The sequence below is a fragment of the Parvimonas sp. D9 genome (assembly GCF_035282565.1).
GTDB lineage: Bacteria > Bacillota > Clostridia > Tissierellales > Peptoniphilaceae > Parvimonas > Parvimonas micra.
Genome location: NZ_JAYKBM010000006.1, coordinates 15,384 through 35,042, shown reverse-complemented (window position 1 = coordinate 35,042; position 19,659 = coordinate 15,384). Strand labels below are relative to the sequence as shown.

18 protein-coding genes and 1 riboswitch are annotated in these 19,659 nt (G+C 31.1%); of the genes, 5 read left to right on the top strand and 13 right to left on the bottom strand.

The features are described from left to right. Positions 1-27: 27 nt before the first annotated feature. The gene (secA, locus tag VJI94_RS06430; RefSeq protein WP_324008743.1) at positions 28-2,748 is read right to left on the bottom strand and encodes a preprotein translocase subunit SecA; all 2,721 of its coding nucleotides are present in this window, start codon (positions 2,746-2,748) and stop codon (positions 28-30) included. Positions 2,749-2,942: 194 nt separating this feature from the next. Continuing rightward, a riboswitch (THF riboswitch) is annotated at positions 2,943-3,034 on the top strand. 25 nt (positions 3,035-3,059) lie between these two features. Here secA and VJI94_RS06425 point away from each other — a divergent pair. Further along, positions 3,060-3,590 (top strand): folate family ECF transporter S component, encoded by a 531-nt coding sequence (locus VJI94_RS06425; RefSeq protein WP_324008742.1) that lies wholly within the window; start codon positions 3,060-3,062, stop codon positions 3,588-3,590. Positions 3,591-4,605: 1,015 nt separating this feature from the next. Continuing rightward, positions 4,606-5,817: an arginine deiminase gene (locus VJI94_RS06420; RefSeq protein ID WP_324008741.1), complete on the top strand. Its 1,212-nt coding sequence runs from the start codon at positions 4,606-4,608 to the stop codon at positions 5,815-5,817. A 100-nt stretch (positions 5,818-5,917) separates the two neighbouring features. Here the strand turns inward: VJI94_RS06420 and ileS are convergent, their stop codons facing one another. Beyond that, entirely contained in the window at positions 5,918-9,013 is a 3,096-nt protein-coding gene (ileS, locus tag VJI94_RS06415) for an isoleucine--tRNA ligase (protein WP_324008740.1), read from the bottom strand. Between the two features lie 504 nt (positions 9,014-9,517). Between ileS and VJI94_RS06410 the strand changes: the two genes are divergently transcribed. Continuing rightward, positions 9,518-9,994: a glutathione peroxidase gene (locus tag VJI94_RS06410; protein ID WP_029949226.1), complete on the top strand. Its 477-nt coding sequence runs from the start codon at positions 9,518-9,520 to the stop codon at positions 9,992-9,994. A 36-nt stretch (positions 9,995-10,030) separates the two neighbouring features. Here VJI94_RS06410 and VJI94_RS06405 read toward each other — a convergent pair whose 3' ends face one another. The 7 genes from VJI94_RS06405 to VJI94_RS06375 all read right to left on the bottom strand — a co-directional run bounded on the left by VJI94_RS06405 (position 10,031) and on the right by VJI94_RS06375 (position 15,420). After that, a complete protein-coding gene (locus VJI94_RS06405) occupies positions 10,031-10,798 on the bottom strand; it encodes an ABC transporter permease subunit (protein ID WP_324008739.1) in 768 nt (255 codons plus the stop codon). Further along, positions 10,795-11,709: an ABC transporter ATP-binding protein gene (locus tag VJI94_RS06400; RefSeq protein ID WP_324008738.1), complete on the bottom strand. Its 915-nt coding sequence runs from the start codon at positions 11,707-11,709 to the stop codon at positions 10,795-10,797. Before VJI94_RS06400 ends, VJI94_RS06405 begins: the two co-directional genes overlap by 4 nt. After that, complete coding sequence (locus VJI94_RS06395; protein ID WP_324008737.1) at positions 11,709-11,906, bottom strand: PLDc N-terminal domain-containing protein; 198 nt, start codon at positions 11,904-11,906, stop codon at positions 11,709-11,711. Before VJI94_RS06395 ends, VJI94_RS06400 begins: the two co-directional genes overlap by 1 nt. Positions 11,907-11,915: 9 nt before the next feature. Then, a complete protein-coding gene (locus VJI94_RS06390; protein WP_324008736.1) occupies positions 11,916-13,271 on the bottom strand; it encodes a PH domain-containing protein in 1,356 nt (451 codons plus the stop codon). Between the two features lies 1 nt (position 13,272). Beyond that, the gene (locus VJI94_RS06385; RefSeq protein ID WP_009354524.1) at positions 13,273-13,623 is read right to left on the bottom strand and encodes a GntR family transcriptional regulator; all 351 of its coding nucleotides are present in this window, start codon (positions 13,621-13,623) and stop codon (positions 13,273-13,275) included. Positions 13,624-13,917: 294 nt separating this feature from the next. Then, positions 13,918-15,135, bottom strand: a complete 1,218-nt coding sequence (locus VJI94_RS06380) for a tyrosine-type recombinase/integrase (RefSeq protein WP_001291561.1) — start codon at positions 15,133-15,135, stop codon at positions 13,918-13,920. Between the two features lie 81 nt (positions 15,136-15,216). Continuing rightward, positions 15,217-15,420: an excisionase gene (locus VJI94_RS06375; RefSeq protein ID WP_000814511.1), complete on the bottom strand. Its 204-nt coding sequence runs from the start codon at positions 15,418-15,420 to the stop codon at positions 15,217-15,219. Here VJI94_RS06375 and VJI94_RS06370 point away from each other — a divergent pair. Continuing rightward, positions 15,404-15,655, top strand: coding sequence for a hypothetical protein (locus tag VJI94_RS06370; RefSeq protein ID WP_324008735.1), 252 nt, complete (start codon positions 15,404-15,406; stop codon positions 15,653-15,655). The genes VJI94_RS06375 and VJI94_RS06370 overlap by 17 nt on opposite strands. A gap of 225 nt (positions 15,656-15,880) precedes the next feature. On the opposite strand, the gene VJI94_RS06365 is transcribed toward VJI94_RS06370, so the two are convergent. After that, the gene (locus VJI94_RS06365) at positions 15,881-16,111 is read right to left on the bottom strand and encodes a helix-turn-helix domain-containing protein (protein ID WP_000857133.1); all 231 of its coding nucleotides are present in this window, start codon (positions 16,109-16,111) and stop codon (positions 15,881-15,883) included. Further along, positions 16,108-16,530: a sigma-70 family RNA polymerase sigma factor gene (locus VJI94_RS06360; RefSeq protein WP_000804885.1), complete on the bottom strand. Its 423-nt coding sequence runs from the start codon at positions 16,528-16,530 to the stop codon at positions 16,108-16,110. The genes VJI94_RS06365 and VJI94_RS06360 overlap by 4 nt, the downstream gene beginning before the upstream one ends. Positions 16,531-17,034: 504 nt before the next feature. Between VJI94_RS06360 and VJI94_RS06355 the strand changes: the two genes are divergently transcribed. Then, a complete protein-coding gene (locus VJI94_RS06355) occupies positions 17,035-17,388 on the top strand; it encodes a helix-turn-helix transcriptional regulator (protein ID WP_001227347.1) in 354 nt (117 codons plus the stop codon). Positions 17,389-17,447: 59 nt separating this feature from the next. Here the strand turns inward: VJI94_RS06355 and VJI94_RS06350 are convergent, their stop codons facing one another. Together VJI94_RS06350 and tet(M) are read right to left on the bottom strand one after the other, a co-directional pair. Beyond that, complete coding sequence (locus tag VJI94_RS06350; protein ID WP_000336323.1) at positions 17,448-17,615, bottom strand: cysteine-rich KTR domain-containing protein; 168 nt, start codon at positions 17,613-17,615, stop codon at positions 17,448-17,450. A gap of 118 nt (positions 17,616-17,733) precedes the next feature. Beyond that, entirely contained in the window at positions 17,734-19,653 is a 1,920-nt protein-coding gene (gene tet(M), locus VJI94_RS06345) for a tetracycline resistance ribosomal protection protein Tet(M) (RefSeq protein WP_000691736.1), read from the bottom strand. Positions 19,654-19,659 lie beyond the last annotated feature (6 nt).

The following is a 19,659-nucleotide window of genomic DNA, read 5'->3' as shown; positions in this document are numbered from 1 at the left end:
AAATATTAAATATTTGCTCTAACTTATCTATTTATTTCTTCCACAACATTTTTTATATTTTTTACCACTTCCACAAGGGCATGGGTCATTTCTTCCAACTTGTTTTCCTTTGACAACTGTTGTTTGTTCGTCTTGGACATTTGTAGAAACTTCTACTGCAGCTCTTTCTCTTTCGATTTCAGCTCCAGCAGGTTGAATGTTGAATAATCCCTTTAGAACATCTGCTTTGATTGATTCGTTCATTTCGTTAAACATTTCAAAGCCTTCTGCTCCATATGCTCTTACAGGGTCTTGTTGTCCGTAGGATCTTATGCCAATACCTTGTCTTAATTGATCCATAGCATCTATATGATCCATCCATTTTCTATCGACAACCATAAGCATAATTACTCTTTCGATTTCTCTCATTTGTTCTTCACCGATTTGTTCTTCTTTTTCAGCATAGAATTTTTGAGAAACATCTATTATATAGCCTTTTAATGCCTCTTTACTTAATCCTTTCATTTCTTCAAAATTTAAAAGATTATGTGGCAAGTATGCATTTTCAATTGCCATTTTCAAATCATTTAATTCAATATTTTTTCCGTTAGAATATTGTTCAACAGTTGAATCTATAAATTCAATCAACATTTCTTGAATAGTATCTTTCATATCTTCTCCGTCAAGAACTGCACGTCTTTCTTTATAAATTACATTTCTTTGAACATTCATAACGTCATCGTATTTCAATACATTTTTTCTGATACCAAAGTTGTTTGCTTCAACTCTTTCTTGAGATCTTTCAATTCCTCTTGTAACTGATTTGAATTCCAACACTTCATCCGGATCATAATTTCTATTCATAGCAAATTTTTGTATAGCTTCTCCACCGAATAAACGCATCAAATTATCTGAAAGTGAAACGAAAAATCTTGATTCACCAGGGTCTCCTTGACGACCGGCACGTCCTCTTAACTGATTGTCGATACGTCTTGACTCATGTCTTTCAGTACCAACTATGAAAAGTCCGCCTGCTTCAATTACTTTTTTAGCATTTTCATCAGTTTGAGCTTTATATTTTTCATATAATTTTTTGAATTCTTCTCTAGCTTTTAAGATTTCTTCATCATCAGTTTCCCAAAAAGCATCTAAATTATCTATAACATATTGTGGTGTTCCATTTTTCTTCATTTCATGTTTAGCCATAAAGTCAGGGTTACCACCTAAAAGAATATCGGTACCACGGCCTGCCATATTTGTTGCAATTGTAACTTTACCATAAACCCCAGCTTGGGCAACAATTTCAGCTTCTCTTGCATGGAATTTAGCATTCAATACATCATGTTCTATTCTTTTTTTCTTAAGCATTGCACTTAGTAATTCAGAAATTTCAATTGAAATTGTACCAACGAGTACAGGTTGTCCTGTAGAGTGAATTCTTTCTATTTCTTCAACAATTGCTTTAAATTTAGCTTCTTCAGTTAAATAAACTCTATCATGATGATCTATTCTTATAACCGGTTTATTTGTTGGAATTTCAATAACATCCATATGATAAATTTCATTAAATTCATCTTCTTCAGTCTTTGCAGTTCCTGTCATACCAGCTAGTTTTTCATACATTCTGAAGTAATTTTGGTAAGTGATTGTAGCAAGAGTTCTAGATTCTGACTTGATTTCAACACCTTCTTTAGCTTCAATAGCTTGGTGAAGTCCTTCACTATATCTTCTGCCTTCCATAATACGTCCTGTAAATTCATCTACGATTAGAATTTCTCCGTCTTCACTTACAACATAGTCAACATCTCTTTGCATTGTATTATTCGCTTTTAACGCTTGATTTATATGATGCGCCACTTCCATGTTAACCGGATCTGAAAGATTTACAAGTCCAAAAAAGTCTTCTGCCTTTTCAGTCCCAATTTCAGTTAAGTTAGCAGTTTTATGTTTTTCATTAACTACAAAATCAACAGTTTCCTCTCTAAGTTCTCTGTTGTAAAAATCTTCATTTTCTTCACTTGGATCTGCAATTCTTCCCTTTAAACTCTTTACAAATTTATCGGCAAGTGCATATAAATCAGTTGATTGGTCTCCTTCACCTGAAATGATAAGTGGAGTTCTAGCTTCGTCGATTAAAATCGAGTCAACTTCGTCGACGATTGCGTAATTAAGACCTCTTTGAACGAGTTCTTCTTTATAAACAACCATATTATCTCTAAGGTAATCGAAACCAAATTCTGAGTTAGTTCCGTAAGTTATATCACAATTATAGTTTTCACGTCTTTCATCATTTGAAAGTCCATGTAAAATACAACCAACTTTTAACCCTAAAAACTCGTGAATTTTACCCATCCACTCTTTATCTCTCTTTGCAAGGTAATCATTCACTGTTACTATGTGAACACCCTTACCTGTAAGAGCATTTAAATATGAAGGCAAAGTTGCAACTAAAGTTTTTCCTTCACCTGTTTTCATTTCGGCAATTCTTCCTTCGTGAAGAACAACCCCACCAATTAACTGTACTCTATAATGTTTCATACCTAAAACTCTATAAGCTGCTTCTCTAACTGTTGCAAAAGCTTCAGGTAAAATATCGTCTAAAGTTTCTCCATTTGCTAATCTAGTTTTAAATATTTCTGTATTATTTCTAAGTTCATCATCTGTTAATTTTGAATATTTTTCTTCGTAGGACATTATTTTATCTACGATTGGGTTTATCTTTTTAACTCTTTTTGCAGAAGAATTAAAAATATCACTAAAAAATCCCATAACTCACCTCTATCTAAAATATATATTTTCTCACAAATGATATTTTACCATAAATACTCAAAATTTACAAATTTTCATAAAAAAATTAACTAAAAATATATTTTTTGTTTTAAAGTAAAATCTTGACTTTGTTATAAAAATCTTATAAAATAATTCTGTATTCGTGTGATACCCAATAGTAGCCTATTTTTTTAGGCAGAGTAGGAAACTTGCATTAAGTGTTACAAGATGGGATGTTGCTTGTAAACGAAGAGATTTCTCGTGGTTAGTTTTCGCATCCACTGTTGGCATTGATTTTTGAAAGGAGAAAAATGAAAAAAAATAGGTTTACAACCACACAATTAGCTATCGCAGGACTTATGATAGCTTTAACAGTTATTTTGTCTTATCAAAATATTTATTTATTCCCACCTAGAAGTGGAAGAATAACACTTAGATTTATACCAATGCTATTCTCTGGTATATTATTAGGACCCACACTTGGAACAATCATTGGAGGAGCATCTGACCCATTAATTTATTTCATGACTTTGGGTTCTCCTGGAATGTATTTTCCGGGATATATGTTTACAAATATGATAATGGGATTTTTCCCAGGACTTATACTTGGAAAAAACATTGAAAAAGAAAGTAAACTTTCTATAACTTTAAAAGTTGCACTTATTTGTATTCTTTCTTTTGTTGTTACAATCTTTTTAGACAGCTTTTGGCTTTCTGTAACAAGAGGTAAAGGATTCTGGTACTATGTTGCTTCAAGAACATTGCCAAATTTAATTCAAATGGGAATTACATTTGTTGCACTTTTAGTTTTAACTACAAGAACAAAAAAAACATACAGATAAAAATTTATTAAGAAAAAAATCATAAACACGAATTAACAACTGACTGCAATAGTAGTCAGTTTTTTTGTGAGTAATAAGTTTTAAAATACATCGTAAGCTTTTTTACAAGCAATAGTGTTTCTGAAAGAAATCCCAAAAGATTTTTTGTATGTATCTTCGATACATTTACTTTTGCTAATGCAAAAGTATGAGATCTCCACAGTCGATTGTATCCAAATCAAGATTTGGACAATCTTTGCGTCAGACCTACTATAGATTATTTACAAGTAAATAATCTAAGTTAGGGCTAGATTCACTACACTCAACTTCGCTTCGTTTCGGTCGAGATGACGTGTTAGGAGCTTTGCTTTGCTAAGTATTTTGACGTGAACTAGTTTATTCTCTTTACAGGTAAATAGTCAAAGTTAGGACTAGATTCACTTCACTTGCTTTGGTCGAGATGACGTGTTAGGAGCTTTACTTTGCTTGGTTTTTGACGTGAACTAATTAATTCTTTTTACAAGTAAATAAAGTTAGGGCTAGATTCGTTTCATTTCACTTCGCTCGAGATTACGTGTTGGGAGCCTTACTTTGCTTGGTTTTTGACGTGAATTATTTACTTCACTCTACAAGTAAACAAAGTTAAGCTTAGATTCACTTCCGATTTACTTCAGTCGAAATGACGTATTATGGAAATTAATTTACTAAATATCTTGATGTGAATTAGTTAATTCTCTTTACAAGTAAATAATCTAAGTTAGAGCTAGATTCGCTACACTCAGCTTCGCTTCGTTTCGCTATGCTCAACTCTGTCAAGATGACGTATTAGGAGATTTACTTTGCTAATTGTTTTCACGTGATAAATTTACATTTTTTTGCAAATAAAATATATTTTATTTATTATTTAAACTTACAAAAAAATATAATGTGAATTATGTAAAACTTTGTTTCGTATTTGTCAATATATCTATAAAAATGTATTGTCTTTAAATATTTTATTTGTTATAATATAGCTAGTAAGTTTAAGGAGGGAGCTATGAAAATTAATGTAAATTCTGAAATTGGAAAATTAAAATCAGTTTTACTTCACAGACCTCATAAAGAACTTTTAAACTTAACACCTTATTTACTTGATGAACTTCTTTTTGATGAAATTCCTTTTTTGGATAATGCACAAAAAGAACATGATATGTTTGCAAACATTTTTAGACAAAATGGTTGTGAAGTGTTCTATCTTGAAGATTTGTGTGCTGAAAGTCTTTATGATGACGGTATAAGAACTGCTTTTATTGAAGAATTTTTGGACAATGCGGATGTACATGTAGAAAATGAAAAAAGATTATTAAAAGAATATTTATTTTCTATCAAAGATAATAAAGAATTAGTTTTAAAAATGATGGAAGGTGTTAGAAAGAATGAAGTAGATTTAAGAGAGCCTTCAACTTTGAGCGAACTTGTTTCAAAAAATGATTTCTTCATTTCAAAACCGCTTCCAAATCTATATTTTACAAGAGATCCTTTTTCATTTATTAAAGATGGAGTAAGTCTTCATACAATGTGGTCAGTTACAAGAAGAAGAGAAACTCTTTTTGGAAAACAAATATTTGAACATCATAAAGAATTTAAAGGAATTAAAAAATGGTATGATAGAACAGATATTCCTTCAATTGAAGGTGGAGATATTTTAGTTTTATCAGAAGATGTTGTTGCTATCGGTGTTTCTCAACGTTCAACACCAATGGCTATTGAAACTATTGCAAAAAGACTTCTTACTGATGAAAACGGAGTAAAAATTGTACTAGCTTTAGTAATTCCAAACAACAGAGCTTTTATGCATCTTGATACTGTTTTAACTTCAGTTGATAGAGATTTATTCACTCTACACCCTGAAATTGAAAAGACATTAGAAATTTATTCACTAAAATTAGTTGATGGAAAAGTAAAAGTTGAAGCTGAGTCAACTGATATTGAAGTTGTATTGAAAAAATATCTACATGTTGATAAAATTGACTTTATCCGCGAAGGAAAAGGTGGACTTTTAGATACTCATAGAGAACAATGGTCTGATGGATATAATACTTTAGCTATAGCACCTAGAGAAGCTATCGTTTATGATAGAAATACTATAACAAATCAATTACTTGAAGAAAAAGGAGTAAAACTTCATAAGATTGATTCAGGTGAATTATCTAGAGGACGTGGGGGTCCAAGATGTATGAGTATGCCTCTATTTAGAGAAAACTTATAAAAAATTTAAATTAAAGCACAGAATTTCTGTGCTTTTTCTATTTCCTATTTTTGCACAAAAAAACAACGGATTTTTACCCGTTGTTTTTCAATGTTTTTCATTAAACTCTTTCTACAAATAATTTTCCAACTTCTCCGTTGAAATCAACTTCTTCTGTATCCAAGCTGTCAACAAAAGTCAATTCAACACCTAAAGTTTCTTTCATTATAAATTCTTTGTAGTTTTCAACTGCTTTTTTCAATCTTTCTGAACATGCACATTTTATTCTAATTTCATCAAGAACGTCAAAATCAGCAGATTTCCTAATTTGTTGGATTTTTGAAATTACTTCTCTTGCAAATCCTTCGTCAAGTAATTCGTCAGTTAAAGTTGTATCTAAAATTACGAAAAGATTATTTTCCATTGTAACGTCAAAGCCTTCTTTTGCACTAACTTTTACATCAACATATTCTTTTAAGATTTCAGTTTCTTCTCCATTTAAGTTTACAAAAACAGAACCTTTTTCAAGTTTTTCTAAAAATTCTTTTGGATTTATTTCATTTAAGAATTTTCCAAATTCTTTAATTTTTGCTCCTAAAATTTTACCGCAAACTTTGAAATCCGGTTTTAACATATAGTTCATAAAAGCTGATAAATCTTTTTCGAATACAACTTTTTTAACATTAAGTTCTTCCTTAATCAATTCTTCCAAGTCACCGATTTTTTCTTTTAAAGCAAAATCTACAACTATTTCAGAAAGTGGTTGTCTAACCTTAATCTTAACTTTTTCACGACTTGCACGACCAATTGTTACAAGATTTCTAACGATATCCATTTTTTCTTCCAACGCTTCATCAATTAGACTTGCATCACATTCAGGAATGAAATCTAAATGAACACTCTTCTTATCAGTTAAATTACGATACATTTCTTCTGCAACAAAAGGAGTAATAGGCGCAATAATCTTTGAAATTCCAAGTAAAATTTCATAAGTTGTATTATAAACAGCCTTTTTATCATCATCTACTTCTGTATTCCAAAATCTTCTTCTATTTCTTCTGATATACCAATTTGATAAATCTTCAATTACAAAATCTGAAATTGCACGAACAACCTTTGTAACTTCAAATTTATCCATATTTTCGTTATACATCTTCAAAAGATTATTATAACGTGATAATATCCATCTGTCTATTTCAGGTCTCTTATTGTATTCTACAAAGAACTCTCTTGGATCTATATCGTCAGTTCCAGAATATAGTTGGAAGAAATTGTAAGTATTCTTGAAAGATCTGAAGAATTTGCTCTCTATTTCTCTTAAACCTTCAACGTCAAATCTAGTTGGAACCCAAGGTGGTGAAACATAAAGTGAATAAAATCTTACTGCATCCGCACCGTATTTATCAAATAATTCAATCGGATCAATTGTATTTCCACGAGATTTACTCATCTTCTTGCCATCTTTATCCAAAATTAAATCATTTACTAAAACATTTTTATATGGAGATTTTCCAGTTATTAATGTTGAAATTGCAAGTAATGAATAGAACCATCCACGAGTTTGGTCAATTCCTTCACTAATGAAATCTGCAGGAAATAATTCTCCAAAGTTTTCCTTGTTTTCAAAAGGATAATGATGTTGTGCAAAAGGCATCGATCCAGAGTCAAACCAAACGTCAATAACGTCTTTTTCTCTTGTCATTGTGCCACCACATTTTTCACATTTCAAATGAACATTATCTACATATGGTCTGTGTAATTCTATATTTTCGTCAATTTCTTCAATACTTCTTTCAGCCAATTCTTTTCTTGAGCCTACACTTGTGCAATGACCACAATCACATTTCCAAACATTGAAAGGAGTTCCCCAATATCTTGAACGGCTGATTGCCCAGTCATTTAAGTTTTCAAGCCAGTTTCCAAATCTCTTTTCCCCAACAAAATCAGGATAGAAATTTACAGCCTTTGCATTTTCAATTAATTTATCTTTATATTTAGTAACTTCAATATACCAAGATGGTTTTGAATAATAAATTAAAGGTGTATGACATCTCCAACAATGTGGATAATTATGTTCAACCTTTTGTTTTTTTAATGCCTTATTATTTTCAAAAAGATATGTGATAATATCAGCATCACATTCCATAACAGGTCTGCCTTCATATATTGTAGTGCTGAATTTTCCCTCCTCATTAACAGGATTAATCAACGGAAGATTGTATCTTCTTCCTGTTTGATAGTCGTCTTCCCCAAAAGCCGGAGCAGTATGAACAATACCTGTACCGTCTTCAACAGTTACATAGTCAGCAAGAGTTACAAAAAATGCTTTTTGTTTTGTTTCAATTTCAGGAATAAGTTGTTCATATTCCCAATATTCCATATCTTTTCCTAGGAATTTTTCTACAACTTCATAATCTTCTCCTAAAACTTTAGTTGCTAGATTTTCAGCTAAATAGAAAAATTCATCTTTATATTTTACCTTTACATAGGTTACATTAGGATTAACAGTCAAAGCAACATTAGAAGGTAGAGTCCAAGGTGTTGTTGTCCACGCAATAAAATAAGCATCTTCATCTTTCTTCTTGAACTTTACATAAACTGTTGTAGTCTTAATCATTTCATAACCTTGGGCTACTTCATGAGACGCAAGACCGGTTCCACAACGTGGACAATAAGGTAAAATCTTCGCTCCCTCATACATTAAACCTTTTTTAAAAATTTCATCTAAAAGATTCCAAACTGATTCAATATAATTATTATCAAGAGTGATGTAAGGATTGTTCATATCAGCCAAGAAAGCCATTCTTTCAGACATTTCTCTCCATTTACTTTCATAAAAGAAAACTGATTCTCTACATTCCTTACAGAATTTTTCTACACCATAATTTTCAATATCTTTTTTACTTGTAAGTCCTAATTTCTTTTCAACTTCAATTTCTACAGGTAGTCCATGAGTATCCCAACCTGCTTTTCTCTTTACTTTAAACCCTTTCATAGTTTTATATCTACAAGTCATATCCTTTAGAGTACGACTTATAACATGGTGAATACCGGGTTTAGCATTTGCTGTAGGAGGACCATCATAAAATATATAATTATCATGTCCCTCTCTTGAATTTACAGATTCATGCAACAAATCTATCTCATTCCAATATTCAGATATTTTCATTTCTCTATCCTTAACGGACTCTTTTGAAAGTTCTCTAAACTTTGCCATATATACCTCCATTTTTTCTATAAAAAAATCCCTAAGATAAAATCTTAGGGACGAAATTTTTCCGTGTTACCACCCAAATTATTTAAGACATAAAAAATCTTAAATCACTCAAAAATCTTTAACGGGATTAACCAAAAACTCCAAGTTGATACGAGTTTGCTTCATAAAATAGTTTGCACCAGACACTATCTCTCTGAGTTAATTCACAAGCTCCGTCCTCTTCATCATTTACTATAAAATACGAGCATTATTATACTATAAATGCATAAAAAAGTCAAATATTTTATTCAATTCATTTAATAAACATTCAAAATAACTTTTTATTTTAAGCAATTTATAAAAGTGGTTTATTTTTCGATATTTCTCTTTTAATAATTATAAAATTATTAAAAATATTTATTTATATTAAATTTCTCTTATTAAAACAAGCTAATTTATGTTTGTTATTATATTTTTAAGGGTATTAAAATAAATATATCTTATACAATATTATTGGAGGTAGAAATGAATATTTATGATTTTAAAGTAAATGATATTGACGGAAATGAAGTTTCAATGGAACAATTTAAAAACAAAGTTTTACTTATAGTAAATACAGCCAGCAGTTGCGGTTTTACTCCTCAATTTGAGGGATTACAAAAGTTATATGACGAATATAAGAATAAGGATTTTGTAGTTTTAGGATTCCCTTGTAATCAATTTAAAAATCAAGATTCCGGAACTAATCAAGAAATTAAAACATTTTGTAGTATGAATTATGGTGTTACTTTCCCTATGTTTGAAAAAATAGAAGTAAATGGAAAAGACACTCACCCGCTATATAAATTTTTGAAGTCAAAAAAGTCCGGCATTTTGGGAAATAAAATAAAATGGAATTTTACAAAATTTCTTGTAGATAAAAATGGAAATGTCGTTTCAAGGTTTGCTCCAACAACAGAGCCGAAAGATATTGAGCAACATATATTAGAACTTTTAAAATAATTTAGAAAAATGCATTGTCAAATAGACAATGCATTTTTAAATTTCTTTTCTATTTAATACAAATATAGATATAAAAATCATCAAAATTGTAAGTAATATTGTAATTGTAATTGAGTATTTATAATCCATAAATGACATACTTCCCTTAATTAAATTAATATTGTCCGAGATTAAAAACATTGGTAAAAACTTAGCTATTTTATCATACATTCCAAGTAAAAATTGTAATGCAACTATTATAACTAAAGTTGATAAAGCTCCAACAGTATTTCTAAAAACAAAGCCTGCAAAACATTCCAAGATTATTAAAAATATTCCAAATATCCAAATTGGGATTGAAGCCTTTATTGCAAGTAATATCTCAACATTTTCTTTAAATATATAAACTGTATATATATTAAAGATTAAACAGTAAATAATGAAAGATACTGTCCATAGTAAAGAAGCAAAAATCATTTTAGAAATTACTATCTGAAATCTAGGTAATCCCTTTGCAACTAAATTTACTAATGTTTTTTTAGAAAACTCATTTACTATATAATTACTGAAAATTATAGCTATAAATATAAAGCCAAGTTGAGTTACATTTTTAAAAAACTGTGCCCACGAATCTATAAATGTAGGCTCTTGAAGTCCTTTAGCTAGCTCTTCTCCTAAAAATGATTTTAAAATTTCAGGAGATATTTTTGCCGTAACAGGACCTAGAATACCAAGAAATAAAAATATAAAAGACATTATAAATAATTTTTTATTTCTAATACTTTCGAGATATTCTTTCTTTAACAATGCTATAAATACTTTCATTTTATCACCTCTATAAATAAATCTTCTAATGAAGGCTTAATTATATTGTAGCTACCAATAAGCAAATCATTATCTAAAACTGTTCTAAATATTCTATTTTCGATATACTTAAGATTTTCAAAAGAAGAAAATATCACAGAGCAATCATTTAATTCTACTTTAATATTGTTAGTTTCAAATTTATTTAAAAATAAATCTCTATCTTCAATATTATAGAATTCTACAGAAATTTTATCTTTTAATCCCATATTTTTAATATCAGATATATTTCCATTTAAACAATTAACACCTTCATTTAATATCAAAAACTCATCACAAACTCTTTCAACATCTTGTAGAATATGAGTTGAGAACAATACAGTCGTATGCTCTTTAATCTTTAATAATATATCCAAAATTTCTTTTCTACCGATTGGATCTAAAGCAGAAGTTGGTTCATTGCAGATTAGTAATTTAGGCTTGTTGAATAATGCTTGAGCAATTCCAAGACGTTGTTTCATGCCTCTTGAAAATTTTCCAATCCTTTTATTCTCGTCTTTTAAGCCAACTAAATTTAACATTTCTTCAGTTCTTTCTTTAATTTCTGACTTTGATAGTCCTGTAATTTCTCCACATAAATTCAGATACTCTTTTGAAGTCATATAGTCATAGAATTCAGGAACATCAGGCAAATATCCGATAAATCTATTGGTTTTCGTATTTCCAAAATGTACTTTTTCGTCAAAAACTAAAATATCTCCAAAATCAGCTTTTAAAAAACCTAAAATAATTTTCATAGTAGTCGTCTTTCCAGCACCATTTTTTCCTAGAAATCCAAAAATCTGCTTTTCTTTTATACTAAAAGATAAATCTTTGATTACGTCATTTCCATTAAAAGTTTTTTTAAGATTGTTTACAGTTAAAATATTCATTATTCTTCACTTCCAAATACAAAATATGAAATAGGTCCAATAGTTTGAACTAGAATTATCACACAAATCCATATCAATCTATTTCCACATCTATAATTTTGATGTTTTAAACAATGTCTTAATGCAACTACTAATAATGTTATATTTATAATAATACTAGGCAATAAAATTAAAAAATGTTCTCTTAAAAAGTCCATAATCTCCTCCTATTTATCCACAAAATTCTTCAATTTTTCATAAAGATCTTCAGTTTCTTCATTAGTTCTCATATTAATATAAATTGTCTTTTGATTTTTTCTACTAATCTTTATGACCTTATCCGTTTTTTTGAAAACATAAAGCCTTACATTTCCTTCTCCTTCTATAGAGAAATTACCATAAGCTTTTTCTTTGGTAGCACCACCATTCATCCTAACAGCCCTTTTATTAGGAAATTTATCAAGCAATTCAAGATTTTCAATATCGCTTTGTTTTATATTTTCTTTATAAAGCATTGTTGAAATTTTTACAGTATCTGAAATTTCAACTTTCCAGTCTTCTTCAAAAATTAGCGTCAATGAAAATATAATTGTAATCGCTACGATTACATTTGTAAATGCAAATAAAATTTTTCCTTTTTTATTTCCACGATTAATAACTGTATTACCTGTATTCATCGGATCAGAAACTAAAAGCCTTGGATCGTTAGGATTTTTATATCCAAAAATATCATAGTACTCATCTTGATCTTCAATAAATTTATCATCTTCTATATTACTGCTTATCTCTTTATCAATTTTATTAACGGTAGATATAATATAAAATATAAAAAATGTAATTAGTATTATACTTACTATAAAAGGAATAAAAGAGTATTTATCCATTTTTTGTAAATATATTAAAACTAAAAATAAAACAGAATATACATTTACTAAAGTAAAAATTTTATTTTGAAGTTTTATAATTTTAATTTTATTTATATATAAATTCTTTTCTTTGTTATCGCTTATAACTGATATTTTAGACCTTCTCCAGAAAAGTCCCATAAATATCATTGCTATTAAAGTTGTTGACAAGCAAATAAACAAAATTAACTCCATATCAGAAAAAGTTCCAAAAATAGAAAATCCCCCAATAAAAACTACAAAAGGAATTAACCAAACAAAAATAGGAAGTTTTTGTTTATCTATTTCCTTTGAAACTGATAAATCTACATATTTTCTAGTAAAACTTGCAAATTTCTTTTCCTTTTTTAATTTTCTCATTTGTTTTATATATTTATTTGATAACACCCCAATTGAAATTAAATAAACAAATAATATTCCAAGAAGGAGTATAATTTCTATATCAGTATTAGTAAATAATAGGGAAAATGAAAGTATAAAAAATACTAAATTAAGCAATTTAAAACTCTTTAACCCTTTTTTACTAATTTCTTGAACTTCCTCACTATCTACCTCATTTATAGGAATTGTAGTAAGCAAAATTTTTCCATTATTGTAAGAAAATCCTTTCTTTTGTGAAAAATAACTTATAGCAAAAACCATCCATAGACATCCAATTAAAATTAAATCATAAGCCATATTAAAAACTCCTTTCTATAAGATCTAGTAAGAACTCTTTTCCAAGATTTCTCATTTTAACTTCATTAATTAAATTTTGTAAATTCTCTTTTATGTTTTCAATATTTTTTTCCGTGCATCTAACATATACAATCGAGCCTACACGTCTGTCAATCTCTATTACATTTTCACTTTTTAAAATTCCATAAGCCTTATTCACAGTCATAGGATTTATTCCAAAATCTTTTGCAAGTTGTCTAACAGAAGGTAATTCATCTCCATTTTTTAAATTTCCCTCTGCAATTTCTTTGATAATTCCATTGCAAATCTGAGTGTAAATTGGAACTTCCGACAAAGTATCAATAAAAAACATTTCTCTCATCTCCTTGTATTATATATTATAATACAGATAATACAAAAAGTCAATAAGAACCCCACCCTTCCACGATGCTTTGCATCAGTTGGGTTCCCGGGAACCTTGTTGTTTAAAAATAAACAAAGTATAAATTTCTAATTATCTTTTTATATTTTCTTAAATGCTCGTAAAGCCTTATTCTATGTGCTTTCGAGTATTTTTACTGTAGGAAGATACTTCACGTTTCTTTGCATATTTCCTCATGTCTTAGCTGTCAGAAGTGGTAAATAAGTAGTAAATTCATTTGTACTACTAAGCAACAAGACGCTCCTGTTGCTTCTCTTTATTCAAGCGTTTCATTTCTGCCATTGCAGAATCGAATGTTGCATGTGCGTAATAGTTCAGCGTCATGGCTATATTAGCATGTCCCATAATGTACTGTAATGCCTTTGGATTCATTCCTGCATTTGCATAGTTGGTACAGAATGTATGTCGCAAACTATGTGGAGTGATGTGTGGCAATTTATCCTCGTTATACTTATTGTATTTCTTAACAAGACCTTTCATCATGCCGTTGTAATCACTTGCCACTTTTGGATAGTTCTTTCTATTAAGAAAGAGGAAATCACTATATCCATCAATCTCAACACGCTTATCATTCTTTCGATTCGCTAACACTCGCTTAAATGCTTGATAGGCTTCTTCAACCATAGGAACTTGACGTTCGCCACTTTTGGTCTTTGGTGTTTCAATGTAGTACCCAATTTCAGTATCTCTCAATAGCTGATGGTCTATATTGACAAGACGATTCTCAAAATCTAAATCTGGAAGTGTCAAACCACCAAACTCTGAAATACGAAGACCTGTTTTTAAGAGTATCAGAATTTCATCATAATTTTTGCTGTAGGTTTTATCAGCTTTTGCAAAGGCTAACAGTTTTTCTTCCTGTTCTTCTGTTAGTACGGTCTTAGGGACAGTATCATCATCAAGAACTGCTTTCAGTTGAAAGTCAAATGGATTCTTCCGAACACAATCATCTTGTATAGCAATATAGAATGAAGCCTTTAAAGAACGTTTGTAGTTATTGATGGTTTGATAAGCATAACCATTTTCACTCATTCTAATAGCCCATTCTTTAGCGTCTGATGGCTTAATACTGTCAATACTTCTTACACCTAACTTGTCTTTCTTCAAAATATCCATAAGATATTTGCGTCCAGTTTCAGTGTTTTTTCTAACCTTTGGTCTTTGAGCGTTCTGTTTTGCGTAAAGCTGGCAGAGTGTCATTTTCTTTCCTACAACATCAATACCATCATGAATGTCTTTCTGTAACTCTGCGATTTTCTCTCTAAGTGAGATACAATCACGCTTTCCTGCTGGTACTCGGTCTGTAGCCACAAGTTTCCACGAGTAAACAAATTGCGGTTCTCCAAATGAATCTATATATTTGTATAAGTATCTTCCGTCTTTTCGTTGGCTCTCTCCAGTCTTTAAGATTCGACCTTTATTGTCACGTCTTTTTTCTGACATGGCATTTGCTCCTTTCCTTTATGGAAAGAGCCTTGATACGACTTAATACTATTTTATCATATACAAGACCCTTTGGCGACGCTAGATTGCGTCCAATGTATCTATAATTTTTTCAAATTGTTTTCGTTTAATCTGAATACGATTGCCATTCATAATCAGCCAATTTGCATTTTTATTTTCCTCTGCCAAGCGTCGTAGCTTGTTTTCGCCAATACGAAAATATTTTGACGCTTCTTCAATGGTTAGGGTATAACGTTCCCAAATAGGAATGTCAGTCTGCTTCATAAAATCCTCCTTTCCAAATCACTCATTTGGATTTCATAAAAGTTGTTTTACCAGCAATCGAACAGCTTTAGCAAAGCTCACGGGAGTTCCACCCCTGCATGGTTCTCATGTAGCCATACTCATTGCCTGCGACGGTTTTATCACGCTCGGACTATTGACTGTATGGGAGTATCATTATCACGATAAGAATGTCGTTGCAGGCAATCCTGCTAAAGATTGCTTCTCGGATCACTAACATGAATCGCTCGCTATCTTTATAAGATAGGTCATGGCGGTTAGTTCCGTTGGCTCTTTTCTTATCGAAACGTATTCGATTACTTTTATTCAGTTTTCAAAGAACAATGGCTCGTTAGCCTATCAAAACACATTGAAAGCTCAATATGCTTTGGTGGAATAACAAACCTCCCTGTTCGGGAAGCGTGGAATGGTTTAGCACGCTTCCACGAAAGGAGAGAGGATATTACTTAATTTCAAATGACAAAATCTTTGTAATCAGTCTGGTTTCCATTCTTCCACGTAAGACTTCATCAACGACCATACTTTGATTGCCATATTCATCTTTCATAAGTCGTAGGGAACGCTTCGTTATGTACCCTCTGTAATGATGTAGAATCTGGTTAATCGCTTCGGTATCGCCATCTGTTGCCTTTACAATGAGAGGAAAGGGAATCATAGGATATTGTGTTTTCATTCTTCAAATTCCTCCATAAACTTTTTAATTAAGGCTAGTCCACTGGTTCTATGCCGATAGACAGTAGAACGGTTCAATTTCAACAGGTCTGCAATTTCTGAATCGCTCATGTCCATAAAGTAAAACAGCAGTAGAATTTCACGTTTCTTGTCTGGCAACTCACGTAATGCTTCACTCAACAAATCATTTTCAACGCCTACTGATAACCCATTGAGTGTAAAAATCTGAAAGTCAGTTGAATAGTTATCTGTTGTCGCAAACTGGCTAACAAGATAATCGCCAACATCCGAAAAGGACACCTCACGCTTTGCAATCCTTGAAAGATAAAGCATATAATTCTTTCGCTCGTCTTCCATAGCACGTTTACAGATATAGTCAAACTGATTTTCTATTGTGGTCTGAAAAGAAGATGGTTTCATGTTTCTCACCCCCTTTCTGTCTAGGAAAGGAAGTGAGCCTTGCTCGTTTATCTCCTTTCACTCTTAGTCCCAATGTGAAAGGGGGATTTGTTGCATTACTGATAAATAAACTTTGTAAAAAAGTTCTGAATAGCCAAAAAAGCATATAAACAGATTTATTTCTCTGTTTACATGCTTCTGTTATTCTATCTATATGATTTATAAAACCACATTGGTGGACGTACTTATCTATTGCAGATAGACGACTTTTTTTGACAAGAACCCAATGTAAGGAAATTTATTGTATATGATGTACTTCATGGCGACGTTGACCTCCAACAAACCGCCATTTGGAAGTAATATACAATATTTTAACAGCGTAAATAGCACTACCATATAACGGTTTTTTTTATTGGCGTTTAGTAGTGCTTTTTATTAAATATAAACCTATAAACCATATAACACGTTTTTCTATACCTGTTTTTAATTCAGTAGGAACAATAAAATGTATAGAGGTGGTCTACTATGCGTAAAAAAGAAGATAAATATGATTTTAGAGCCTTTGGTTTAGCCATTAAAGAAGCTCGATTGAAACGAGGTTTAACTCGTGAACAAGTGGGAGCATTGATTGAAATTGACCCACGGTACTTAACTAATATTGAAAATAAAGGGCAACACCCCAGCATACAAGTTCTTTATGACCTTGTATCGTTACTTCATGTTTCCGTTGATGAATTTTTCTTACCTGCTAATAACTTGGTAAAAAGCACCCGACGATTACAGATAGAGAAATACATGGATAGCTTTACAGACAAAGAACTATCCTTAATGGAATCTTTAGCCAGCGGTATCAACGAAGCAAGAAACATCGAAGACTAATTAAAAGAATCCATACATAACGGAAAGAGCCGATAAAATGAGATTGTATTAATCTCATTTTATCGGCTCTGCGTCTTTGCGTCTGGCTCTGTAATCACAGTTACTTTGAACTGCTTTATTTCAATTAAATTTTCTTGTCTGCATTTCGGACAATAGAGGGGGAATTTTTTTAATTCAGTATCTTCCCTTATCTTTAATCGTGTTTTATTTCCACATACAGGACACAATATCCACTTGTAGTTTATAATAACTATCTCCTCCTTTACACTTTAATTCAAATCTTTATTAAAAAATATTTCATCTTATTTAACAAGAAACCATATTTATATAACAACATAAAATACACTAAGTTATTTTATTGAACATATATCGTACTTTATCTATCCGACTATTTGGACGACGGGGCTGGCAAACAGGTTCACCGGTAGTAACATGGTACCCTTTTAACTCTGTTAAACAAACACTACGTCCATTTGTAAAGAAAGTTAAATCACTACGATATTCTTGAATACACCGAGCAGGGATTTCTCCACTAAGAATGACCTCATTATTTTTCAATTGAGTGTCTACGATGTTCGCACAATATTTAGGAGCATCGTTGTATGCTCGTGAAAGATATTCCTGTGGCGCATAAATTTTAAAACTAAGATATGGCTCTAACAATTCTGTTCCAGCTTTTTTTAAGACTTGTTCCAATACAATAGGAGCAAGCATCCGAAAATCTGCTGGGGTACTAACAGGGCTATAGTATAAGCCATACTTAAAACAGATTTTACAGTCCGTCACATTCCAACCATATAATCCTTGTTCGCAACCATAGCGTATCCCTTCCATAACTGCATTTTGAAATGATTGATTTAAGTATCCAAGAGAAACCGAGCTCTCATACTGCATTCCACTTCCCAACGGAAGCGGTGATACAGATAAACCAATGGAAGCCCAGAAAGGATTTGGCGGCACTTCGATGTGAATGGTATATTCTGCATTTTTTAACGGTCTCTCCATATAAATGACTGTAGGCTCTTTTAGTTCTATCTCCACATGATACTTTTCTTGCAACAGTGCACTAATCACTTCCATTTGTACTTTCCCTAAGAAAGAAAGTATAATTTCATGTGTCGTAGAATCCACGTAATATCGTAGAAGCGGATCACTATCTGAGATTTCCAAAAGGGCATCAAGCAACATTTCTCTCTGTTCAGGTTTACTCGGTTCAACAGTTGTTTGTAGTAGAGGGTGCGGATTTTCAATCTTTTTTCTCTGTGGCAATAGTTTTGTATCTCCAAGAACACTATTTAACTTCAAAAACTCATTTTGCAAAATAACAATTTCTCCAGAATAAGCTCTATCAATCTTACATAATTCACCATTTATTGAAGTATACATTTCTGTAACTTTTATTTTTTCTTTTTCTGATACTCTAACCGAATCTCGTAAATGTAGTACTCCACTATAAAGGCGTATATATGCAAGACGTTGTCTTTTTTTTGTATATTCAATTTTGAAAACATTTCCGCAAAGTTCAGACGGACCTCGATGTGTTGATGAATAAAATTTATTAGTAATAACTTCTATAAGGTTATCAATCCCTATATTACTTTTTGCACTTCCATGATAAAGAGGGAACAGAGAACAATTCTGAAATCTTATGCTTTCCTCTTGTTCGAGTTCCAATGCTTCTAATGATTTACCGGACATATATTTCTCTAAAAGGTCATCGTTTCCCTCTATTACCGTATCCCATTGTTCAGATTCGGTAAAGTTCGTCACACACATATTAGGATACAGTTCTACCTTCTGTTTGATTACAATTTCGGCAGAAAGTTTCTCTTTAATATCCTGATAAACCGTTGATAAATCAATTCCATTTTGGTCAATCTTATTGATAAAAAAGATTGTGGGAATCCCCATTTTCCTAAGTGCATGAAATAATATACGAGTTTGTGCTTGTACGCCATCTTTTGCAGAAATCAGTAGAATTGCCCCATCTAAAACTGATAATGAACGATATACTTCTGCTAAGAAATCCATATGTCCTGGCGTGTCTATGATGTTCACCTTCGTATTTTCCCACTGAAAAGAGGTTATTCCTGTCTGAATTGTAATTCCTCTCTGACGTTCTAAAAGCGTATTATCCGTCCTCGTTGTACCTTTGTCCACGCTTCCTAATTCTGTAATCGCTCCACTGTTATATAATAAGCTTTCTGTTAAGGTAGTTTTTCCTGCATCAACATGAGCTAAAACTCCAATATTAATAATTTTCATGTGATT